The sequence below is a fragment of the Plantibacter sp. AC185 genome, assembly GCF_979258065.1.
The window spans coordinates 2,886,310-2,902,882 of the sequence record NZ_OZ409831.1; the positions used below are offsets into that span (position 1 = coordinate 2,886,310).

17 protein-coding genes are annotated in these 16,573 nt (G+C 70.1%); 12 read left to right on the plus strand and 5 right to left on the minus strand.

The genetic code is table 11. The features are described 5' to 3' along the window. The first annotated feature begins 134 nt into the window (after window positions 1–134). Together ACZZZB_RS13700 and ACZZZB_RS13705 are read left to right on the plus strand one after the other, a co-directional pair. The gene (locus tag ACZZZB_RS13700) at window positions 135–395 is read left to right on the plus strand and encodes a glutaredoxin family protein (protein WP_274500344.1); all 261 of its coding nucleotides are present in this window, start codon (window positions 135–137) and stop codon (window positions 393–395) included. Between the two features lie 40 nt (window positions 396–435). After that, window positions 436–744 (plus strand): Dabb family protein, encoded by a 309-nt coding sequence (locus ACZZZB_RS13705; protein ID WP_079706641.1) that lies wholly within the window; start codon window positions 436–438, stop codon window positions 742–744. Between the two features lie 18 nt (window positions 745–762). Here ACZZZB_RS13705 and ACZZZB_RS13710 read toward each other — a convergent pair whose 3' ends face one another. The 3 genes from ACZZZB_RS13710 to aspS form a co-directional block, all read right to left on the minus strand. Further along, on the minus strand, window positions 763–1,539 hold the full coding sequence (locus tag ACZZZB_RS13710) for a putative protein N(5)-glutamine methyltransferase (protein ID WP_463529977.1): 777 nt from the start codon (window positions 1,537–1,539) through the stop codon (window positions 763–765). A gap of 89 nt (window positions 1,540–1,628) precedes the next feature. Beyond that, window positions 1,629–2,081: a flavodoxin domain-containing protein gene (locus ACZZZB_RS13715; RefSeq protein ID WP_124767400.1), complete on the minus strand. Its 453-nt coding sequence runs from the start codon at window positions 2,079–2,081 to the stop codon at window positions 1,629–1,631. Window positions 2,082–2,099: 18 nt separating this feature from the next. After that, window positions 2,100–3,440, minus strand: a complete 1,341-nt coding sequence (aspS, locus tag ACZZZB_RS13720) for an aspartate--tRNA(Asn) ligase (protein WP_463529978.1) — start codon at window positions 3,438–3,440, stop codon at window positions 2,100–2,102. Between the two features lie 85 nt (window positions 3,441–3,525). Between aspS and ACZZZB_RS13725 the strand changes: the two genes are divergently transcribed. Genes ACZZZB_RS13725 through ccsB form a run of 5 tightly spaced genes read left to right on the plus strand, consistent with a single transcriptional unit; the run spans window position 3,526 to window position 8,212 of the window. After that, complete coding sequence (locus ACZZZB_RS13725) at window positions 3,526–4,161, plus strand: histidine phosphatase family protein (protein WP_086474866.1); 636 nt, start codon at window positions 3,526–3,528, stop codon at window positions 4,159–4,161. Continuing rightward, window positions 4,161–4,769 carry a TlpA family protein disulfide reductase gene (locus tag ACZZZB_RS13730; protein ID WP_138945214.1) on the plus strand — a complete coding sequence of 203 codons (609 nt, stop codon included), beginning with the start codon at window positions 4,161–4,163 and terminating at the stop codon, window positions 4,767–4,769. Before ACZZZB_RS13725 ends, ACZZZB_RS13730 begins: the two co-directional genes overlap by 1 nt. Beyond that, the gene (locus tag ACZZZB_RS13735; protein ID WP_124767397.1) at window positions 4,766–5,512 is read left to right on the plus strand and encodes a cytochrome c biogenesis CcdA family protein; all 747 of its coding nucleotides are present in this window, start codon (window positions 4,766–4,768) and stop codon (window positions 5,510–5,512) included. The genes ACZZZB_RS13730 and ACZZZB_RS13735 overlap by 4 nt, the downstream gene beginning before the upstream one ends. Continuing rightward, window positions 5,496–7,160: a cytochrome c biogenesis protein ResB gene (gene resB / locus ACZZZB_RS13740; protein ID WP_079003290.1), complete on the plus strand. Its 1,665-nt coding sequence runs from the start codon at window positions 5,496–5,498 to the stop codon at window positions 7,158–7,160. Before ACZZZB_RS13735 ends, resB begins: the two co-directional genes overlap by 17 nt. Beyond that, window positions 7,157–8,212, plus strand: coding sequence for a c-type cytochrome biogenesis protein CcsB (gene ccsB, locus ACZZZB_RS13745; protein ID WP_079706648.1), 1,056 nt, complete (start codon window positions 7,157–7,159; stop codon window positions 8,210–8,212). Before resB ends, ccsB begins: the two co-directional genes overlap by 4 nt. 16 nt (window positions 8,213–8,228) lie before the next feature. On the opposite strand, the gene ACZZZB_RS13750 is transcribed toward ccsB, so the two are convergent. Continuing rightward, complete coding sequence (locus ACZZZB_RS13750; RefSeq protein WP_124767396.1) at window positions 8,229–9,206, minus strand: o-succinylbenzoate synthase; 978 nt, start codon at window positions 9,204–9,206, stop codon at window positions 8,229–8,231. Between the two features lie 110 nt (window positions 9,207–9,316). On the opposite strand from ACZZZB_RS13750, the gene ACZZZB_RS13755 reads away from it, so the two are divergent. From ACZZZB_RS13755 to ACZZZB_RS13775, 5 genes are all read left to right on the plus strand, one after another. Then, the gene (locus ACZZZB_RS13755; protein ID WP_463529979.1) at window positions 9,317–10,756 is read left to right on the plus strand and encodes a hypothetical protein; all 1,440 of its coding nucleotides are present in this window, start codon (window positions 9,317–9,319) and stop codon (window positions 10,754–10,756) included. A gap of 16 nt (window positions 10,757–10,772) precedes the next feature. Next, the gene (locus ACZZZB_RS13760; protein WP_064294597.1) at window positions 10,773–11,699 is read left to right on the plus strand and encodes a 1,4-dihydroxy-2-naphthoyl-CoA synthase; all 927 of its coding nucleotides are present in this window, start codon (window positions 10,773–10,775) and stop codon (window positions 11,697–11,699) included. A gap of 57 nt (window positions 11,700–11,756) precedes the next feature. Next, entirely contained in the window at window positions 11,757–12,917 is a 1,161-nt protein-coding gene (locus tag ACZZZB_RS13765) for an AMP-binding protein (protein WP_463529980.1), read from the plus strand. Between the two features lie 124 nt (window positions 12,918–13,041). Then, the gene (locus tag ACZZZB_RS13770) at window positions 13,042–15,165 is read left to right on the plus strand and encodes an acyltransferase family protein (protein ID WP_463529981.1); all 2,124 of its coding nucleotides are present in this window, start codon (window positions 13,042–13,044) and stop codon (window positions 15,163–15,165) included. 39 nt (window positions 15,166–15,204) lie between these two features. After that, entirely contained in the window at window positions 15,205–16,239 is a 1,035-nt protein-coding gene (locus ACZZZB_RS13775) for a 1,4-dihydroxy-2-naphthoate polyprenyltransferase (protein ID WP_192005942.1), read from the plus strand. On the opposite strand, the gene ACZZZB_RS13780 is transcribed toward ACZZZB_RS13775, so the two are convergent. Continuing rightward, window positions 16,180–16,524 (minus strand): DUF4229 domain-containing protein, encoded by a 345-nt coding sequence (locus tag ACZZZB_RS13780; RefSeq protein ID WP_192005940.1) that lies wholly within the window; start codon window positions 16,522–16,524, stop codon window positions 16,180–16,182. The two genes, ACZZZB_RS13775 and ACZZZB_RS13780, sit on opposite strands and share 60 nt — an antisense overlap. Between the last annotated feature and the right edge of the window lie 49 nt (window positions 16,525–16,573).

Here is a 16,573-nt window from a genome sequence, read left to right on the forward strand (position 1 = left end):
CGACACACATGGTTCTCAACCTTGGGTTCATCGGCATCATCATTCCGGCATCGTGTCAGATGTCTCGGTGAAACACCACACGTGTCGGTTCCTTGGACGTGCTCCGACCTCGGGCACCCCGTACAGTTGAGGAGGTGTCCACTCTGCACGTCACGCTCATCGGCAAGCCCGGCTGTCACCTCTGCGACGACGCACGTGCCGTGATCGACGAGGTGGTCGCAGGCCTCCCGTCCGGCGGCCCGACGATCGAACGCGAGGAGCTCTCGATCCTCGACGATCCCGCGCTCCACGACCGCCACTGGGAGGAGATCCCCGTCGTCCTCATCGACGGTAGGGTCCACAACTACTGGCGCATCGACCCCGACCGCCTGCGGTCCGCGTTGCTCGCCGACTGATCCGCACGTCCATCCATCCACATCGACCCTTGGGGGCCCAGTGACCATCCGCCACATCGTCAGTTGGAAGCTGGCAGCAACGGACGACGCCGAGCGCGACGCGGCGTTCGCCACCATGCAGTCCGAACTCGAGGCACTCGCCGGGTTCATGCCGGACGACATCGAGCACCTCCAGGTCGGACGCAACATCGCCTACCCCGAGAGCAACTGGGACGTCGTGCTGGTCGGCGACTACCCGAGCCTCGAAGCCCTGGAGCGGTACCAGGTCCACCCGGAGCACGTCCGCGTGGTGCAGATCGTCCGTCAGCTCGTCGTCGAGCGCTCCGCGGTCGACTTCCAGCTCGACTGAGCCCGGCACCCGCAGGGCTCAGGCCATGACGCCGACGGCGACGGTGCCGTCGAGTTCGTCCTCGCGGACGATCGACGCCGTGAGGCCCGCCGCCCGCATGAGCGCGGCGGTCTCGGGGGCCTGACGTTCGCTCGTCTCGATCAGGAGGGAACCGGTCGGCGCGAGCCAGTCCGGGGCCTGCGCGATGATCCGACGCTGCACGTCGAGCCCGTCGGCACCGCCGTCGAGCGCGATCACGGCCTCGTGCTCCCGAGCCTCCGGGGGCATCGTCGCCATCGACGCTGTCGGGACGTAGGGTGCGTTCGCGAGCAGGAGGTCGACGCGCCCCGCGAGCGACCGGGGCAGCCCGTCGAACAGGTCTCCGGGCAGGGCATGCCCACCGAGTGGCTCGAGGTTGCGCCGTGCGCACTCCACCGCGGCGAGGTCGATGTCCGACGCCCAGACGTCGACCGGGCCGGGTGCCTCGGTGAGGAGGGCACTCCCGACAGCCGCGGCACCACAGCAGAGCTCGACGACCACCGAACCGTTCCGGAGGCGCGGGAGGGCGGCGTCGACCAGGAGCTCGGTCCGTCGCCGCGGCACGAAGACCCCGTCCTCGACGACCACCCGGCGTCCTCGGAACGCGACCCAGCCGAGGACGTGTTCGAGCGGCCGGCCGGCGACCCGTGCCGCGACCATCCGTTCGAGTCGATCCGGATCATCCGACTCGGTGAGGAGCAGCGCCGCCTCGTCCTCGGCGAAGACGCACCCCGCCGCACGAAGGCGCAGGACCACGGATCCGGCGGTCGCGTTCATCTGGCTCACCCCTCGCTCACGTGCGAGGACGCCGCACGGCCGGTGAGAGTCAGGCTACCGTCGCGTCCTGGCACACACCAGAGCGGTGGTCAGAGCTGTTCTGCGGCGGCGAGCACGCCGGGCAGCCAGGCGAGCGCGACGTCCTTCTTGCGCTCGAACCCGCCGTCGTCGTGCAGACCGAACTCGCCGAAGCGGGTCGCGCCGTGCTCGGTGAGGATGGCGTCGAGCAGCGAGCTGCCCTGGTTGTACGTGTCCTCGTAGCTGCTGTCGCCCAGCCCGAAGATGGCGTACCGGAGCCCGTCGAGCTCGACGTCGGACTCCTCGAGCGCCTCGTAGAAGATCTGGCCGGTCTCACCGAGGAGGCCGTCGCCGTACGTCGACGTGATGAAGATGTGGATCTCGTCGGTCGACAGCTCCGCCGGGTCGACGTCGCCGAGGTCGGCGACGCGCCACTGGTGCTGCGAGCCGATGGCCTTGCCGATGTCGCCGGCGAGGCGTTCGGCGTTGCCTGATTCGGTCCCGTACAGGATGACGATCTGCATGGCGTCCTTCTTGCGGGGTTACGGGGCGAGGCGGGTCGGGCCGCGGAACAGGTAGGTGACCTCGCGGATGGAGGTCTCGTGCAGCATGAGCATGAGCACGCGGGCGAGGCCCATGCCGAAGCCGCCGTGCGCCGGGACGCCGTAGCGGAAGAAGTCGAGGTAGAACTCGAGTTCCTCGGGCTCCAGGCCCTTCTCCTTGGCCTGCTCGACGAGGACGTCGACGCGGTGCTCGCGCTGCGCGCCCGTGGAGATCTCGACGCCGTTGTAGATGAGGTCGTAGCTGTTGGTGAGCGAGCCGTCCTCGGCGTTGCGCATGTGGTAGAACGGCCGGATGCTCGACGCGTAGTCGGTCAGGAAGACGAAGTCGTGACCGAAGGTCTCCTTGACGTAGGCAGCGATCTGACGCTCGCCCTCGGGGTCCATGTCGTCGTCGGCGCGGGGGATCTCGTAGCCGCGCTCGGCGACGATGCGCTTGGCCTCGGCCAGCGGGATGCGCGGGAACGGACGCGACGGGACCTCGAGCTCGATGCCGAAGAGCTCGGAGATCTGCTCGCCGTGCTTGTCCTTGACCGCCGTGAAGCCGGCGACGAGGAGCTCCTCGTGCAGCTGCATGACGTCCTCGTGGGACTCGATCCAGCTGATCTCGGCGTCGACGCTCGTGAACTCGGTCGCGTGTCGGCTGGTGAACGACGGGTCGGCGCGGAATGCGGGTCCGACCTCGAACACCTTGCCGAAGCCGGCGGACTGCGCCATCTGCTTGAAGAACTGCGGGGACTGCGCGAGGTACGCCTTGCCCTCGAAGTAGTCGACCTCGAAGAGCTCGGCGCGCGACTCGCTCGCGCTCGCCATGAGCTTCGGGGTGTGGATCTCGATGAAGTCGTTGTCGATCCAGTACTGACGCAGTGCGTGCTCGAACGTCGTCTGGATGCGGAAGATCAGGGCCTGCTTCGGCTGGCGCAGGTCGAGGAAACGCCAGTCGAGCCGCTTGTCGAGCGAGGAGTCCGCGGCGATCGGCGTCTCGGGGTTGGCGGCGGTGACGACCTCGAGCGTGGCGACCTTGACCTCGATGCCGCCGAGCTTGACGCGCTCGTCGTGCTTGAGCTCGCCGGTGACGGTGATGAAGGAGCCGTGCGCGAGGGCGGAGATGGCCTCGGTGGTGGCGAGGCGCTCGGCGGAGCCCCCGACCTCCGGGTCGACCTCGCGGACAGCCGGGTTCACCAGCTGGACGGCGCCGCTCTCGTCGCGGAGGACGACGAACTGCACCTTCTTCTGGTCGCGGACGGTCTCGACCCATCCGGAGACGGTGACGGGACCGTCGGACAGGGCGGCCAGGTTCTTCACAACGACGCGTTCACTCACCCCGACAGCTTAGCCGTCGCTCGTGGCTCGGACCTGGACGGAGGTCACGGTGAATCCGCAGCTTGGGGAAACGTACACTTGAAGGGTGGTAGCCGACCAGATCCATCTCGTGCGTCACGGCGAGGTGCACAATCCTTCTCGTGTGCTCTACGGTCGACTCCCCGCATTCCGACTGTCGGAGCTCGGCGAGCGCATGGCGCAAGCCGCCGCGGACGACCTCGTGAGCCGTGATCGCACGGTGGGCGCGCTCTACGCGTCCCCGCTGCAGCGCACCCAGGAGTCTGCAGCGCCGGTCGCCGCAGCGTTCGGGCTCGCCGTCGTCTCCGAGCCGCGCGTGATCGAACCGTTCAACGAGTTCGAGGGCAAGCGTATGAGCCGCGCCCTGAAGAACCCGCTCAACTGGCCCAAGCTCCGCAACCCGTCCCGCCCGAGCTGGGGCGAGCCGTACGCGTCGATCGTCAACCGCATGACCGCGGCCGTCGAGGACGCCTGGCGGGCGACGCCGTCGGGCGACGTCGTCATCGTCAGCCACCAGCTGCCGATCTGGATGCTGCACAGCTCCGTCGTCGGGGCGCCGTATCGTCACGACCCGCGGAAGCGACGCTGCGCCCTGTCGAGCATCACCACCTTCGAACGGACCGAGCAAGGCTTCGTCGAGGTCGGCTACGTCGATCCGGCGGCCCGTCTGTCGTCCGGCGCGACCGATGTCGGGGCCGTCTGATGGCCCGCCGATCGAGGACGTCCGCCGTCGCCGCCGTGCTGGCCGTCGGGGCACTCCTGCTCACGGCGTGCGGGAGCGATCCGCTTGCCGAGCAGTACCGCGAGGGCAGTAGCAAGGGGTACGTCGCGGGCGACGGCAGCGTGACCGAGGTCGCGCTCGACGACCGCGGTGAGTCGATCAGCTTCTCAGGCGTCGGCGAGGACGGCGAGCAGATCTCCTCCGCCGACCACGCGGGCCAGGTCCTCGTCGTGAACTTCTGGTACGCCGCCTGCGCCCCCTGCCGCGCGGAGGCGAAGGACCTGCAGGCGCTCAACGAGGCCTACACCGACAAGGGTGCCACCTTCATCGGCGTCAACGTCCGCGACACGGCCGACACCGCGAAGGCGTTCAACGGCACCTTCGGCATCACCTACCCCTCCATCCTCGACGTCGACAGCGGGGAGGCGAAGCTCGCCTTCACGGGCAGTGTCCCGCCGAACGCGGTGCCGACCACCATCGTCCTCGACGCCGAAGGTCGGGTCGCCGCACGCATCCTCGGGCAGCTGCAGGACCGCACCATCCTCGACACCCTCATCCGCGACACGATCGCCGAGAGCGCCCCAGAGTGAGCCCCGGCGAGCTCGTCTACGGCGGCCAGCTCCTCGTGGCGATCCCGATCGCCATCGCGGCCGGTCTGCTGTCCTTCCTCTCGCCGTGCGTCCTGCCACTCGTCCCCGGCTACCTCGGATACGTCGGCGGCATGACGACGGTCGAGGAGGGGCGCTCCGGTGCGGGTCGCCGGCGCGTGCTGCTCGGCGTCAGCCTCTTCATCCTCGGCTTCACCGTCGTGTTCGTGGCGATCGCGGCGTTCGTCGGAACGATCGGCGCCTGGTTCGTCGAGTGGGAGGGCGTCATCACCCGCGTCCTCGGCGCCGTCGTCATCCTCATGGGGCTCATCTTCATCGGACAGTTCTCGCGGCTGCAGCGCACGGTGCGCACCAACTGGGCACCCGCCACCGGCCTCGCCGGCGCGCCACTGCTCGGCTTCGTCTTCGCCATCGGCTGGACGCCCTGCCTCGGCCCGACCCTCACCGCGATCAGCGCGCTCTCCCTCTCGGGCGGCTCCGCCTGGCGCGGGGCCCTCCTCGGGCTGTTCTACTGCCTCGGTCTCGGCATCCCCTTCCTGCTCGTCGCGCTCGGACTCGGTTGGGTCACGGGGTCGTTGGCGTTCCTCAAACGGCACATCCGCACGATCAACATCATCGGCGGCGTGCTCCTCATCGTGATCGGTGTGTTGATGGTGTCTGGTCTCTGGTCCGCTTGGATGTACTCGTTGCAGGGGGTGATGAGCGGCCTTGTCACGCCCCTCTGATCACATCGATTCCGCCGCACCGGCTCCGGCCGACGGCATCAACCAGCCGAAGCTCGGGTTCGTCGGTTGGCTCCGCTTCTTCTGGCGTCAGCTCACGAGCATGCGCACGGCGCTCTTCCTGCTGCTGCTCCTCGCCATCGCCGCGGTGCCCGGTTCGCTCGTCCCGCAACGGTCGAGCGACCCGAACGGCGTCACCCAGTACTTCACCGACAACCCGGACCTCGCGCCCATCCTCGACAAGGTGCAGGCGTTCGACGTCTACAGCTCGGCCTGGTTCTCCGCGATCTACCTGCTGCTGTTCATCTCGCTCATCGGCTGCGTGATCCCGCGGACGAAGCACCACTGGCTCGCCCTGCGCTCCCGCCCGCCGCGGACGCCCGCGCGCCTGTCGCGGCTCTCCGCGTTCGAGCGTCGCAGCGACGACAGCGGCGCGACCGCCACCGAGCTCATCGACGACGCGACGAAGCAGTTGAAGCGCCAGGGCTACCGAGTCGAACGCTACGACGCCGAGGGGTCCGCATCGGTGTCCGCCGAGCGCGGCTTCCTCCGCGAGACCGGCAACCTCGTCTTCCACTCGGCACTCGTCGGCATCCTCGTGACGGTCGGTTTCGGCGGCGGTTTCGGCTTCTCCGGTCAGCGCGTGCTCGTCGAGGGTCAGACCTTCGTCAACACCCTGCTCGACTACGACTCGTTCAACCCCGGCCGCTTCTTCAACGAGTCGGAGCTGGCCCCCTACAAGTTGACGCTCGACGAGTTCGGCGTCACCTACGAGACCGAGAACCTCGACGCGTACGGGCAGGCGATCGACTACCGCGCGAAGGTCACGACGACCTCGCCCGGCGGGAAGCCGCAGGACGCGACGATCAAGGTCAACGATCCGCTCCGGTTCGAGGGCACCGACGTCTACCTGCTCGGCAACGGTTACGCGCCGACGATCACCGTCCGCGATCCCGAGGGCAAGGTCGTGTTCAGCGACTCCATCCCGTTCCTGCCGCAGGACGCCCAGCTCACGTCGCTCGGCATCGTCAAGGTCCCGGACGGCCTGGCGGAGCAGCTCGGCATGATCGGGTTCTTCTACCCGACGCAGGCCGCGTCCAAGCCGCCGTTCTTCTCGTCCTACCCCGACCTCGCCTACCCGGTGCTGACGCTCAACGTCTACTCCGGCGACCTCGGGATCAACGCCGGTGCTCCGAAGTCGGTCTACGCGCTCGACGTCGACGACATGAAGCAGCTCACGGGGGGCGACACCGGCGTCGAGTCGATCGAACTCACGCCCGGCCAGATCACCGACCTGCCGAACGGACTCGGCACGGTGTCCTTCGACAACGTCGCCGCCAACCCGTCGACCGAGAACTACGCCGGCTCCGTCAAGCGGTTCGCCTCGTTCGACGTCCACCACGACCCGACCCAGCTGTGGGTGCTCGCGTTCGCCATCCTCGCCCTGTCCGGTCTCATCACCTCACTCTTCGTCGCCAGACGCCGCGTCTGGGTGAAGGCCGTGACCGGGAGCGACGGCACCGTCTCCCTCGAATACGCCGGGCTCGCCCGCGGCGAGGACCCCGGCCTCGAAGCGGCCGTCGCGGCGATCGCCGAAGCGCACAGTCCAACGCCTGTCCCGTCCGAACCCGAAGGTAGAATCACCCCGTGACCCTCGTCGAAATCTCGAACCTCTGCCTCTGGTCGGCCGTCGCCGTCTACGCGCTGGCGTTCATCGCCTTCACGTTCGACCTCGCGCGCCGCAGCGCCGAGGTCACCGCGGCGATCGACGCGGCCGAGCGGGCCGAGCTGGAACGGTCGGCAGCCGCCGAGGAACGCGTCGGTGCACTCGCCTCCGCCGCGGCGCGGACCGCCGCACCGATCGTCACGAGCGACGGTGTCCCGCGCAAGACCCGCCGTCCCTCGGACGAGCCCGAGCAGCAGGCGTCGCGCAAGTCGCCGAGCCTCCGGGTCGGAGTCTCGCTCACCGTCATCGCCTTCCTCCTCCACCTCGTCGCGGACGTGACGCGCGGTATCGCCGCCGGTCGTGTCCCGTGGGCGAACATGTACGAGTTCGCGATGACGGGCACGCTGCTCATCGTCGCGGTGTTCCTCGTGGTCATCGCGCGCGTGGACCTCCGGTTCCTCGGCAGCTTCGTGATCGGCCTCGTGACCGTGCTCCTCGGCCTCGCGACCGCGAACTTCTACGTCGAGGTCGTTCCGCTGCCGCCGGCGCTGCAGTCGGCGTGGCTCGTCATCCACGTGTTCGTCGCGAGCCTCGGCACGGCGTTCTTCGCCATCGGCTTCGCGTTGAGCGTCGTGCAGCTCCTGCAGGGGCGTCGCGAGCGCCGGCTCGGGCTCGTGCAGCCCACCCAGAGCTCCGGGCGTCTCCGCTTCCTGCTCACCCTCCCGAACGCGGAGCGTCTCGAGAACCTCGCCTACCGCGTCAACATCATCGGCTTCATCTTCTGGACGTTCACGCTCATGGCCGGTGCCATCTGGGCTGAGCGCGCCTGGGGTCGGTACTGGGGCTGGGACACCAAAGAGGTGTGGACCTTCATCATCTGGGTGATCTTCGCCGGGTACATCCACGCCAGGGCGACGCGCGGCTGGCGCGGATCACGCGCGGCCACGCTCGCCATCATCGGCTTCAGTGCCGTGATGTTCAACTTCGTCGTGGTCAACGTGTTCTTCAAGGGTCTGCACGCCTACAGCGGCCTGTAAGCCCCTGCGCCGGCCCTCAGCCGAGCAACGCGTGCGTGCGGCGGAGCCGGTCGAGCCACCAGGCGGTCCGCTCCGGTGACGCCGTGAAGTGCTCGAGGAGATCGACGTCCACCTCGACGCGCCGAACGGCGATGCCGCCGTCCACGGGATCGAGCGGTGCGGTCGTCACGTCGCCGCCGAGGAGCGCGGTGGTGGCGAGCCCGCAGTCGTAGTCGAGTTCCGGCAGGGCCGCCGCGAGGTGGGCCCCCATGGAGATGCCGACGGAGGTGTCCAGCGCGCTCGAGACGACGATCGGCAGGCCGGCCTCGCCCGCGATGCGGAGCGCGGCGTGCACGCCGCCGAGCGGCTGCGCCTTCACGACGAGCAGGTCGGCGGCGCCGGCGCGAGCTACGGCGAGGGGGTCCTCGGCTTTGCGGACGCTCTCGTCCGCCGCGATGGCGACGTCCAGGGAGGAGACCCGTTCACGGATCTCGGCGAGTTCCGCGACGGTCGCGCAGGGTTGTTCGACGTACTCGAGGTCGAAGGGTTCGAGAGCGCGGATGGCGTGTTCGGCCTCGTCGACGTTCCAGTTGGTGTTGGCGTCCACGCGGAGTCGACCCTCGGGTCCGATGGCCCGCCGGACGGCGGCGACGCGCGCGACGTCGTCGGCCAGCACCTGCCCGCGCTCGGCCACCTTCACCTTCGCGGTCCGGCAGCCCGGGAAGCGGGAGAGGATCGACGGCACGTCCGCCGCGTCCACCGCCGGGACCGTCGCGTTCACGAGGATGCGATCCCGGTGGAGGGGCGGGAGGTCCGACCAGCCGAAGTCGATGGCGGCCCGCAGCCACGCGGCTGACTCCTGGTCGTCGTACTCGACGAAGGGGGAGAACTCCGTCCACCCGGCGGGCCCGCGGAAGAGGACGGCCTCGCGGGTGTCGATGCCCCGGAACCGGACGCGGAGGGGGATGGAGACCACGCGGGCGGTGGCGAGGACGTCGTCGAGGTTCGCTTGCATGACCCCATCCTGCACCCGGACGTCGGAAGCCGTCGCGGGACGCCCGTGACACAATCGATCCCGTGCCGCTGTTCTCCCGACGCAAGCCGACGCCAGGCGATCGGCGAAGCGTGCCCGCGGACGAACCCGCCGCCTTCTCGGTGCCCGAGCCGATCTTCGAGCCGAGCCCCGAGGCCGAGGTGCTCCCGGTGGCCGAGGAAGCGCCCGGCGGATCCTCCGACGAGCCGCGCGATCCGAACGCCCCGCCGATCCCCGGAGCGCCGCCGGCAGTCGTGTCCTCGAGCGCGCCAGCGCCTGCCGCCCCGGAGCGCACGCCCGAGGAACTGGAGGCGGAGACCGCAAGGTTCCGTCGTCCGGGGTCCCGAGGACGACGGATGCCACGGCAGCCCGCATCACGGAAGCCGTCGTCGCGCCGTCAACGGAAGGCGGCGGCACGCGCGGCCGCCTCGCAACCCGAGTCCGCGGCGATCTCGGCCGACGGCGGCGAGCGGAGTCCGGCGGCCCACCCGCCTGCCGGCGGTGCGTCCCCGACCGGGCGGGACGAGCTCGGCGCGCGGAGTCGGGGTGTCGTCGCCTCCTTCTCGCCGCTCGCCCTGCTCGGCGCGGTGGTGGCCGTCACCCTCTTCACCGTCCTGCTGGCCGTGAGCTACCGGCCCGGCGAGGGTGCCTGGGCCATCCTCGTGGCGTTCGTCCTCGTCGTCGTCGTGCAGATCGTGCTGCTCATCGGGAGTGTCATCGTCATCCGCCGGAAGGTGCGGCGCCGCTGGGGTGTGCTGGCGCTGGTGCTCATCCTCGTCGTCAACCCCGTCACGGCGATGGCGGTCGGCGGTCTCTCCACGGATCGGGCCGGGAATGGTGCCTCCGCCGGTGGCAGCGGCGACGAGGAGCACGACCCGATCTGGGACACCTACCCGGGATCCGCCTACGTCGACGCGAAGGAGACCCTCGACGGGCCGAGCTACGAGGACTTCGTCGGGACGTCCGACGAGATGCTCGCGGAGATCCGGACGGCCCTGACCGCCGAGTTCGGCTTCGACTGGGTGGAGCGACAGCCCGCCGAGACGGAGGTCGATCAGAACGGGTACGGCGGGGACTCCATGCTCTTCGAGTACACGGCACCGGTGTGGCAGACGACGACGACCGTGCGCACCTTCGAGGAGAAGTCGCGGGTCGTCGAGCTGATCCGGCAGGTGCTGCTCCGGTACGGCATCGCGAACCTCGACATGCAGAACGCACCGTCCTCCTGGCGTGAGCCGGGCGAGCTCACCGAGCGGTACGGCGGTGAGACCATCGACACTCAGGCACTGTGGGACCTGCACACCTACAACGCCATCACGGGGGCCGGCGACTTCCGGACGAGCATCGTCGACCTCACGCTCGACTCGGCCGGCACGGTCGCGAAGGACCGCGAGTTCGACGTCGACTACTACGACATGGCGGCGGAGGGCATCGAGCTGCACCTCGACTCGTATGCGCTCCTGAAGGAGGCGGACCGCGCCGACTACCTGGAGGCGCTCAAGCCCTATGCGGACCTCGACAAGCCGAAGTAGTGCCTAGGCTGGACGCATGAGCGATCGAGTGTCCGAACTGTTCGACCCGGAGATCTGGGACGTCGTACCGGGGTTCGAGGACCTCACCGATCTGACGTACCACGTCGCGCGCGAGGGCGGCTTCGTGCGCATCGCGTTCGACCGCCCCGAGGTGCGCAACGCCTTCCGCCCGCACACCGTCGACGAGCTGTACCGCGCGCTCGACCACGCTCGCCAGAGCCCGACGGTCGGAGTGGTGCTGCTCACCGGCAACGGTCCGAGCGCGAAGGACGGCGGCTGGGCGTTCTGCTCGGGCGGCGACCAGCGCATCCGTGGTCGCGACGGCTACCGGTACGCGAGCGACGACGCCGCGGACGACGAGACGGCGAGCGGCATCGACGCCGCGCGCAACGGTCGCTTGCACATCCTCGAGGTCCAGCGCCTCATCCGCTTCATGCCGAAGGTCGTCATCAACCTCGTTCCCGGATGGTCCGCGGGCGGTGGGCACTCCCTCGGCGTCGTGTGCGACCTGTCGATCGCGAGTCGGGAACACGCGCGGTTCAAGCAGACCGACGCCGACGTCGGTTCCTTCGACGCGGGGTACGGGAGCGCGTACTTCGCCAAGCAGGTGGGTCAGAAGTTCGCCCGCGAGGTGTTCTTCCTCGCCCAGGAGTACGACGCGGAGCGCGCGCTGCAGGCGGGCGCGATCAACGCGGTCGTCCCGCACGCCGAGCTCGAGCAGACGGGCGTCGCCTGGGCCCGCACCATCCTCGGCAAGTCACCGACCGCCATCCGCATGCTGAAGTTCGCCTTCAACGCCGTCGACGACGGTCTCGTCGGCCAGCAGGTCTTCGCGGGCGAGGCCACCCGTCTCGCCTACGGCACCGACGAGGCGGTGGAGGGGCGCGACGCCTTCCTGGAGAAGCGCAAGCCGGACTGGGCTCCGTTCCCCTGGCAGTTCTGAGCTGCCTGACCGCGAGGAGTCGGCGGAGCGCCGACGCACCCGGCGTACGCTGAATCCATGACCCGTCAGCTGCTCCCCGTCGACGCGTCCGCCTCGGCGATGCTCGCAGCCCTGGAGGCGGCGCTCGACGGCTCCGGACCCGCGGTCCTCCCAATGCAACCCGGATCGTCCGCGGCACCGGCCGTGGTCGACGACCGGGTGGCCCTCGTGATCGAGACGTCCGGCTCGACGGGCGTGCCGAAGCGGGTCGCCCTCTCGGCTGAGGCCCTCCTGGCCAGCGCGGCGGGTTCCGCGGTGGCTCTGGGTGGCCCTGAAGCCCATCGCCGTTCGTCCCAGTGGATCCTGGCACTCCCGACGCACTACATCGCCGGCGTCAACGTGCTACTCCGGTCGATCGTCGCCGGGACCAGGCCGCTCGAGGCACCGACCGGGTCGTTCGACGCCCGGGCGTTCTGCGGACTCGTCGAGCGGCTCGACGCCGATGCCGGATTCGCTGCCCTCGTACCGGCACAACTGCGCATGCTCGTCGACGCCGCCGAGACGAGCACCTCCGTGCGTGACGCGCTCGCCGGACTCGCCGGGCTGCTCATCGGGGGACAGGCCACCCCCGCTCCGCTGCTCGAGCGGTCCGCGGCGCTCGGCATCCGCGTCGTGCGGAGTTACGGCTCGAGCGAGACCTCCGGCGGCTGTCTGTACGACGGCGTGCCGTTCGCCGGTGTCGAACCCCGGCTGGTGAACGGGGAGCTCCTCATCGCCGGACCGGTCCTTGCCGAGGGCTACCTCGGCGAACCGGACCGCACGGCGACCGCCTTCCCGGACGACGGCGGCCGCCGGTGGTACCGCACCGGCGACACCGCCGAGCTCGTCGACGGCGTCGTCCGGGTGACCGGGCGGGCCGACAACGTGATCATCAGCGGCGGGGTGAACATCTCCCTCGACCGGGTGCAAGCGGTCGTCCGGTCGGTGCCGGGGCTGGCCGAGGCCGTCGTCGTCGCCGTCCCCGACGAGCGGTTCGGCCAGGCGTCCGTGATCGTGACGGGGGTCGGGACCCCCTTGGACCAGCGCCCGGACGACGCGCTGCTGCAGACCGCCCGAGACGCCGTCGCGGAGGCGCTCGGCCGCCCGGCGCGCCCCGCCCGACTGGTCCGTCTGGCCGAGCTGCCGCTGCTCGCGAGCGGCAAACCCGACCTCGTCGCACTCCGCTCACGATTGGGTTGAGCCCGTCCTCCGCGTGACCGCGAGGGCCGGTTTGCAGGCGGTTGTCGCATAGGGCATGCTCTCCCATGCGTGTCGACGAGCGACCGCAGCCGGGGGACGACGACAGGTGACAACGGGGACCGACATGGGCGCTGCGCCCACGAGGCCGACCACGGCGTTCCGCGCCGACATCCAGGGGATGCGGGCGCTCGCCGTGACCGCGGTGATCCTCGCCCATGCGACCGGCTGGCCGGCCGGCGGCTTCGTGGGCGTGGACGTGTTCTTCGTGATCTCCGGCTTCCTCATCACCGGGTTGCTCCTGCGCGAGCACGAGCGTTCCGGACGCATCTCCCTGCCGGCCTTCTTCGGGCGGCGGATCAAGCGGATCCTGCCCGCGTCGCTCGTCGTCCTGGCCGCGACCGTCGCGCTGGCGTCGTGGCTGTTCAACGCCCCGCGGGCGCTCGCGACCTGGTGGGACGCGGTGTCGGCCGCACTGCTCGTCTCGAACTGGCGTTTCGAGGCGTCGGGCACCGACTACTTCCACGCGACGGACGCCGCGTCACCGCTGCAGCACTTCTGGTCCCTCTCGATCGAGGAGCAGTTCTACCTCGTGTGGCCGGTGCTGCTCGTCGTCCTGCTCGCCGTCGCGGCCCGCGGAGCCAGACCCGTGCTGCGCTCGCGCCTCGTCGTCGGTGGCGTCCTCGTCGTCCTCATCGCGGCCTCGTTCGCCGTCGCCGTATTGCAGTCCGGGGCGGCTCCGCAGGCCGCCTACTTCGCGACCGGCGCGCGGGTCTGGGAGCTGGGGGCTGGCGCACTCCTGGCCGTGTCCGCGCCGCTCCTCGGTCGGCTGCCGCTGGCGCTCCGGGTGGTCGCCGGATGGGCGGGGCTCGTCGGCATCGTCGCATCCGCGCTGCTCATCACCGGGTCGATCGGGTTCCCCGGCCCCTGGGCGGTCGCCCCCGTCGTCGCCGCGATGCTGCTCATCGCCGCCGGGACCGGAGCCGGCCCGGCGTACCCGCGCTGGATGTTCCCGCTCGCGAACCCGCTGAGCCGTGGCGTCGGAGCGATCTCCTATTCGCTCTACCTCTGGCACCTCCCGATCCTCGTGTTCGTGCCGATGCTCGTCCCCGACACCGCCCTCAGCACGGTCCCGGGGATGCTCGGGCTCATCCTCGGGGTCTCGGTGCTCTCCTTCCTGCTCATCGAACAGCCGTTGCACCGCACGCCACTCGTGGGTTCCTTCCACGGCGACCGCGACGCCAGGGACGCCGCCTGGGCCGCCTGGCGCGAGCGGTTCGCCTCCCAGTTCCTCTACTCGGCGGTCGGACTCGTGATCGTCGCCGGGCTCGCAGTGATCGCCATCGGCCCCGCGCTCCGCATGCCGGTGACCACCGGGGGACCGGCGGCCGTCGCGGCACCGGCCGGAGACCCGCTCCAGGGCATCGCCGCCGAGCTGCAACTTGCGAGCCAGGCGTCCGCGTGGCCCGACAACCTCTCGCCGAGCCTCGACGACGCGATCCGCGCGACCTCGAGCACCAACCCCGCACGGGCCTGCTTCGACCTGGGTGCGACGCCCGACGACGGCTCGTGCACCTGGGGGGATGCCGCTGCGCCGAAGCACGTCTACCTCGTCGGCGACTCGACCGCGCTCGCCTACGCGCCGGCGTTCCGTGCGATCGCGGACCAGAGCGGCGGTGCGGTGCGGATCACCACCATCGGTCTCTACGGGTGCCGCTTCACGCAGGACCTCATTCAGAACAGCGGCGCCGGGGTCATGGACGACTGCCCGACGCGCAAGCACGACATCGCTGAACGCATCGCCGCGGACCAGCCCGACCTCGTGATCGTCTCGAACGCGTTCGCCGCAGGCCGCACCACCGACGGCCGATCGCTCGACACGACGTCGATGGTCGCGTCGGCGCTCGCCGAGACGGCGGGGTATCAGGTCCCGGGCCGCGTCGTGTTCCTCGCGCCGCCGCCGCTCGGTGCGGATCTCGGTTCCTGCTACTCGCGGGTGTCCAGTCCACAGGACTGCGCCGTCGGCGTCGACGCCGCCTGGAACGACTTCGCCGCGGCGACCGAGTCGGCGGCGGGAGCGGCCGGAGAGCGCTTCGTGTCGTCGCTCCCGTTCAGCTGTGCGGATGGCGTCTGCCCGGCGTTCGCCGGGACGACGCCGACGAAGTACGACAGCGTGCACCTCACCCCGGCGTTCGCCGAGCACATCGCTCCGGCGGTCCTCCAGACGCTCCAGGCCGCCGGCGCACTGTGACGCCGTCCGCCCCGAGGCTCCGCGGGTAGACTCGCCGTCGTGGCACATGGAGCACGGCCGGCAGCGCCGAAACAGCAGAAGACGTCCGCACCGCGCAGCACGGCGGGTCGTGGCGCGAACGGTGGACGATCCGGCAACCCCGCGCGCGGTGGCGGTCGCAAGGTCCCGCTCGCGAAGCCGGCGACCTTCGGCGACTGGGTCGGTGCGGCCCGAATCCGTACGCTGCCGATGGCCGTCGCCCCCGTACTCATCGGCACCGGTGCCGCGACGATCATCGCGGGCCCCGGGGTCTACCACCCGGTCCGTGCGCTGCTCTGCCTCGTCGTCGCGCTCGCGCTGCAGATCGGCGTCAACTACGCCAACGACTACTCCGACGGCATCCGCGGAACGGACGACCTGCGGGTCGGCCCGAGCCGACTGACCGGTTCCGGCGCGGCGAAGCCCAAGACGGTCCTGACCGTCGCGCTGGCGTTCTTCGGTATCGCGGCGGTGGCCGGCATCGTCCTCACGATCCTCACCCAGTTCTGGTGGCTGCTCCTCGTCGGGGCGGTCGCGATCGTCGCCGCCTGGTTCTACACGGGCGGGAAGCGCCCCTACGGGTACTTCGCGCTCGGCGAGGTCTTCGTCTTCGTGTTCTTCGGCCTCGTCGCCACGCTCGGCACGACCTTCGTCCAGGTCGGGACGGTGAACCAAGAGGCGTGGTTCGGCGCGATCGGCGCGGGCCTCATCGCCTGCGCGGCGCTCGTCGTCAACAACCTCCGCGACCTCGAACAGGACAAGGCGGTCGGCAAGCGCACCCTGTCGACGTTCATCGGCCGGATCGCGTCGAAGGTGCTCTACTGCGTCCTGCTGCTCGTGCCGTTCGGCATCGCCGCGTTCCTCGCGCTGTTCTACCCGATCGCCTGGTTCACCATGTTCGCGCTGCTCGCCGCCATCCCGGCGTGCGTGATCGTGCTGTTCTCCACGACGGCCAGGGAGCAGATCCTGGTGCTCAAGCTGACGGGGCTCGTGCAGCTAGCGTTCGGGGTGATCCTCGGTCTGGCGTTCTTCTACACGCCCGGCATCGCCGGCTGACGGCGCTTCCGGTGCCGCCGCGCTCGCATCGAGCGCCGCGTCCTCGGAGTCCTCATCGTCGTGCGGCGTCGGCTTGTCGCCGTGCCGACGGGCGTAGAGCTCCTGCGCGACGGTCTCCCGCGGGGTGCGCAGGAAGATGTAGGACACGCAGAGTCCGATGATCGCGGCGATGATCGCGGCGACCCAGGGCTGCAGACCCGTGAGGAAGACGAGGAGCAGGAGCGGCACCACGAACGCCAACAGGCGGAGGATGGTGTACCGGACGGCGGCGGGAACGCGTTTCACCAGACAAGTCTAGGCGTCCCGCCTGAAGGCAACCCCAGGTAATCACGTC

What these genes read in the sequence shown, in the direction of transcription:
- ACZZZB_RS13770 (WP_463529981.1), top strand. Translation starts at nt 13,042, where the DNA reads ATGGGCGCTGCGCCCACGAGGCCGACCACGGCGTTCCGCGCCGACATC.
- ACZZZB_RS13710 (WP_463529977.1), bottom strand. Translation starts at nt 1,539, where the DNA reads ATGAACGCGACCGCCGGATCCGTGGTCCTGCGCCTTCGTGCGGCGGGG.
- ACZZZB_RS13765 (WP_463529980.1), top strand. Translation starts at nt 11,757, where the DNA reads ATGACCCGTCAGCTGCTCCCCGTCGACGCGTCCGCCTCGGCGATGCTC.
- ACZZZB_RS13750 (WP_124767396.1), bottom strand. Translation starts at nt 9,206, where the DNA reads ATGCAAGCGAACCTCGACGACGTCCTCGCCACCGCCCGCGTGGTCTCC.
- ACZZZB_RS13760 (WP_064294597.1), top strand. Translation starts at nt 10,773, where the DNA reads ATGAGCGATCGAGTGTCCGAACTGTTCGACCCGGAGATCTGGGACGTC.
- ACZZZB_RS13730 (WP_138945214.1), top strand. Translation starts at nt 4,161, where the DNA reads ATGGCCCGCCGATCGAGGACGTCCGCCGTCGCCGCCGTGCTGGCCGTC.
- ACZZZB_RS13715 (WP_124767400.1), bottom strand. Translation starts at nt 2,081, where the DNA reads ATGCAGATCGTCATCCTGTACGGGACCGAATCAGGCAACGCCGAACGC.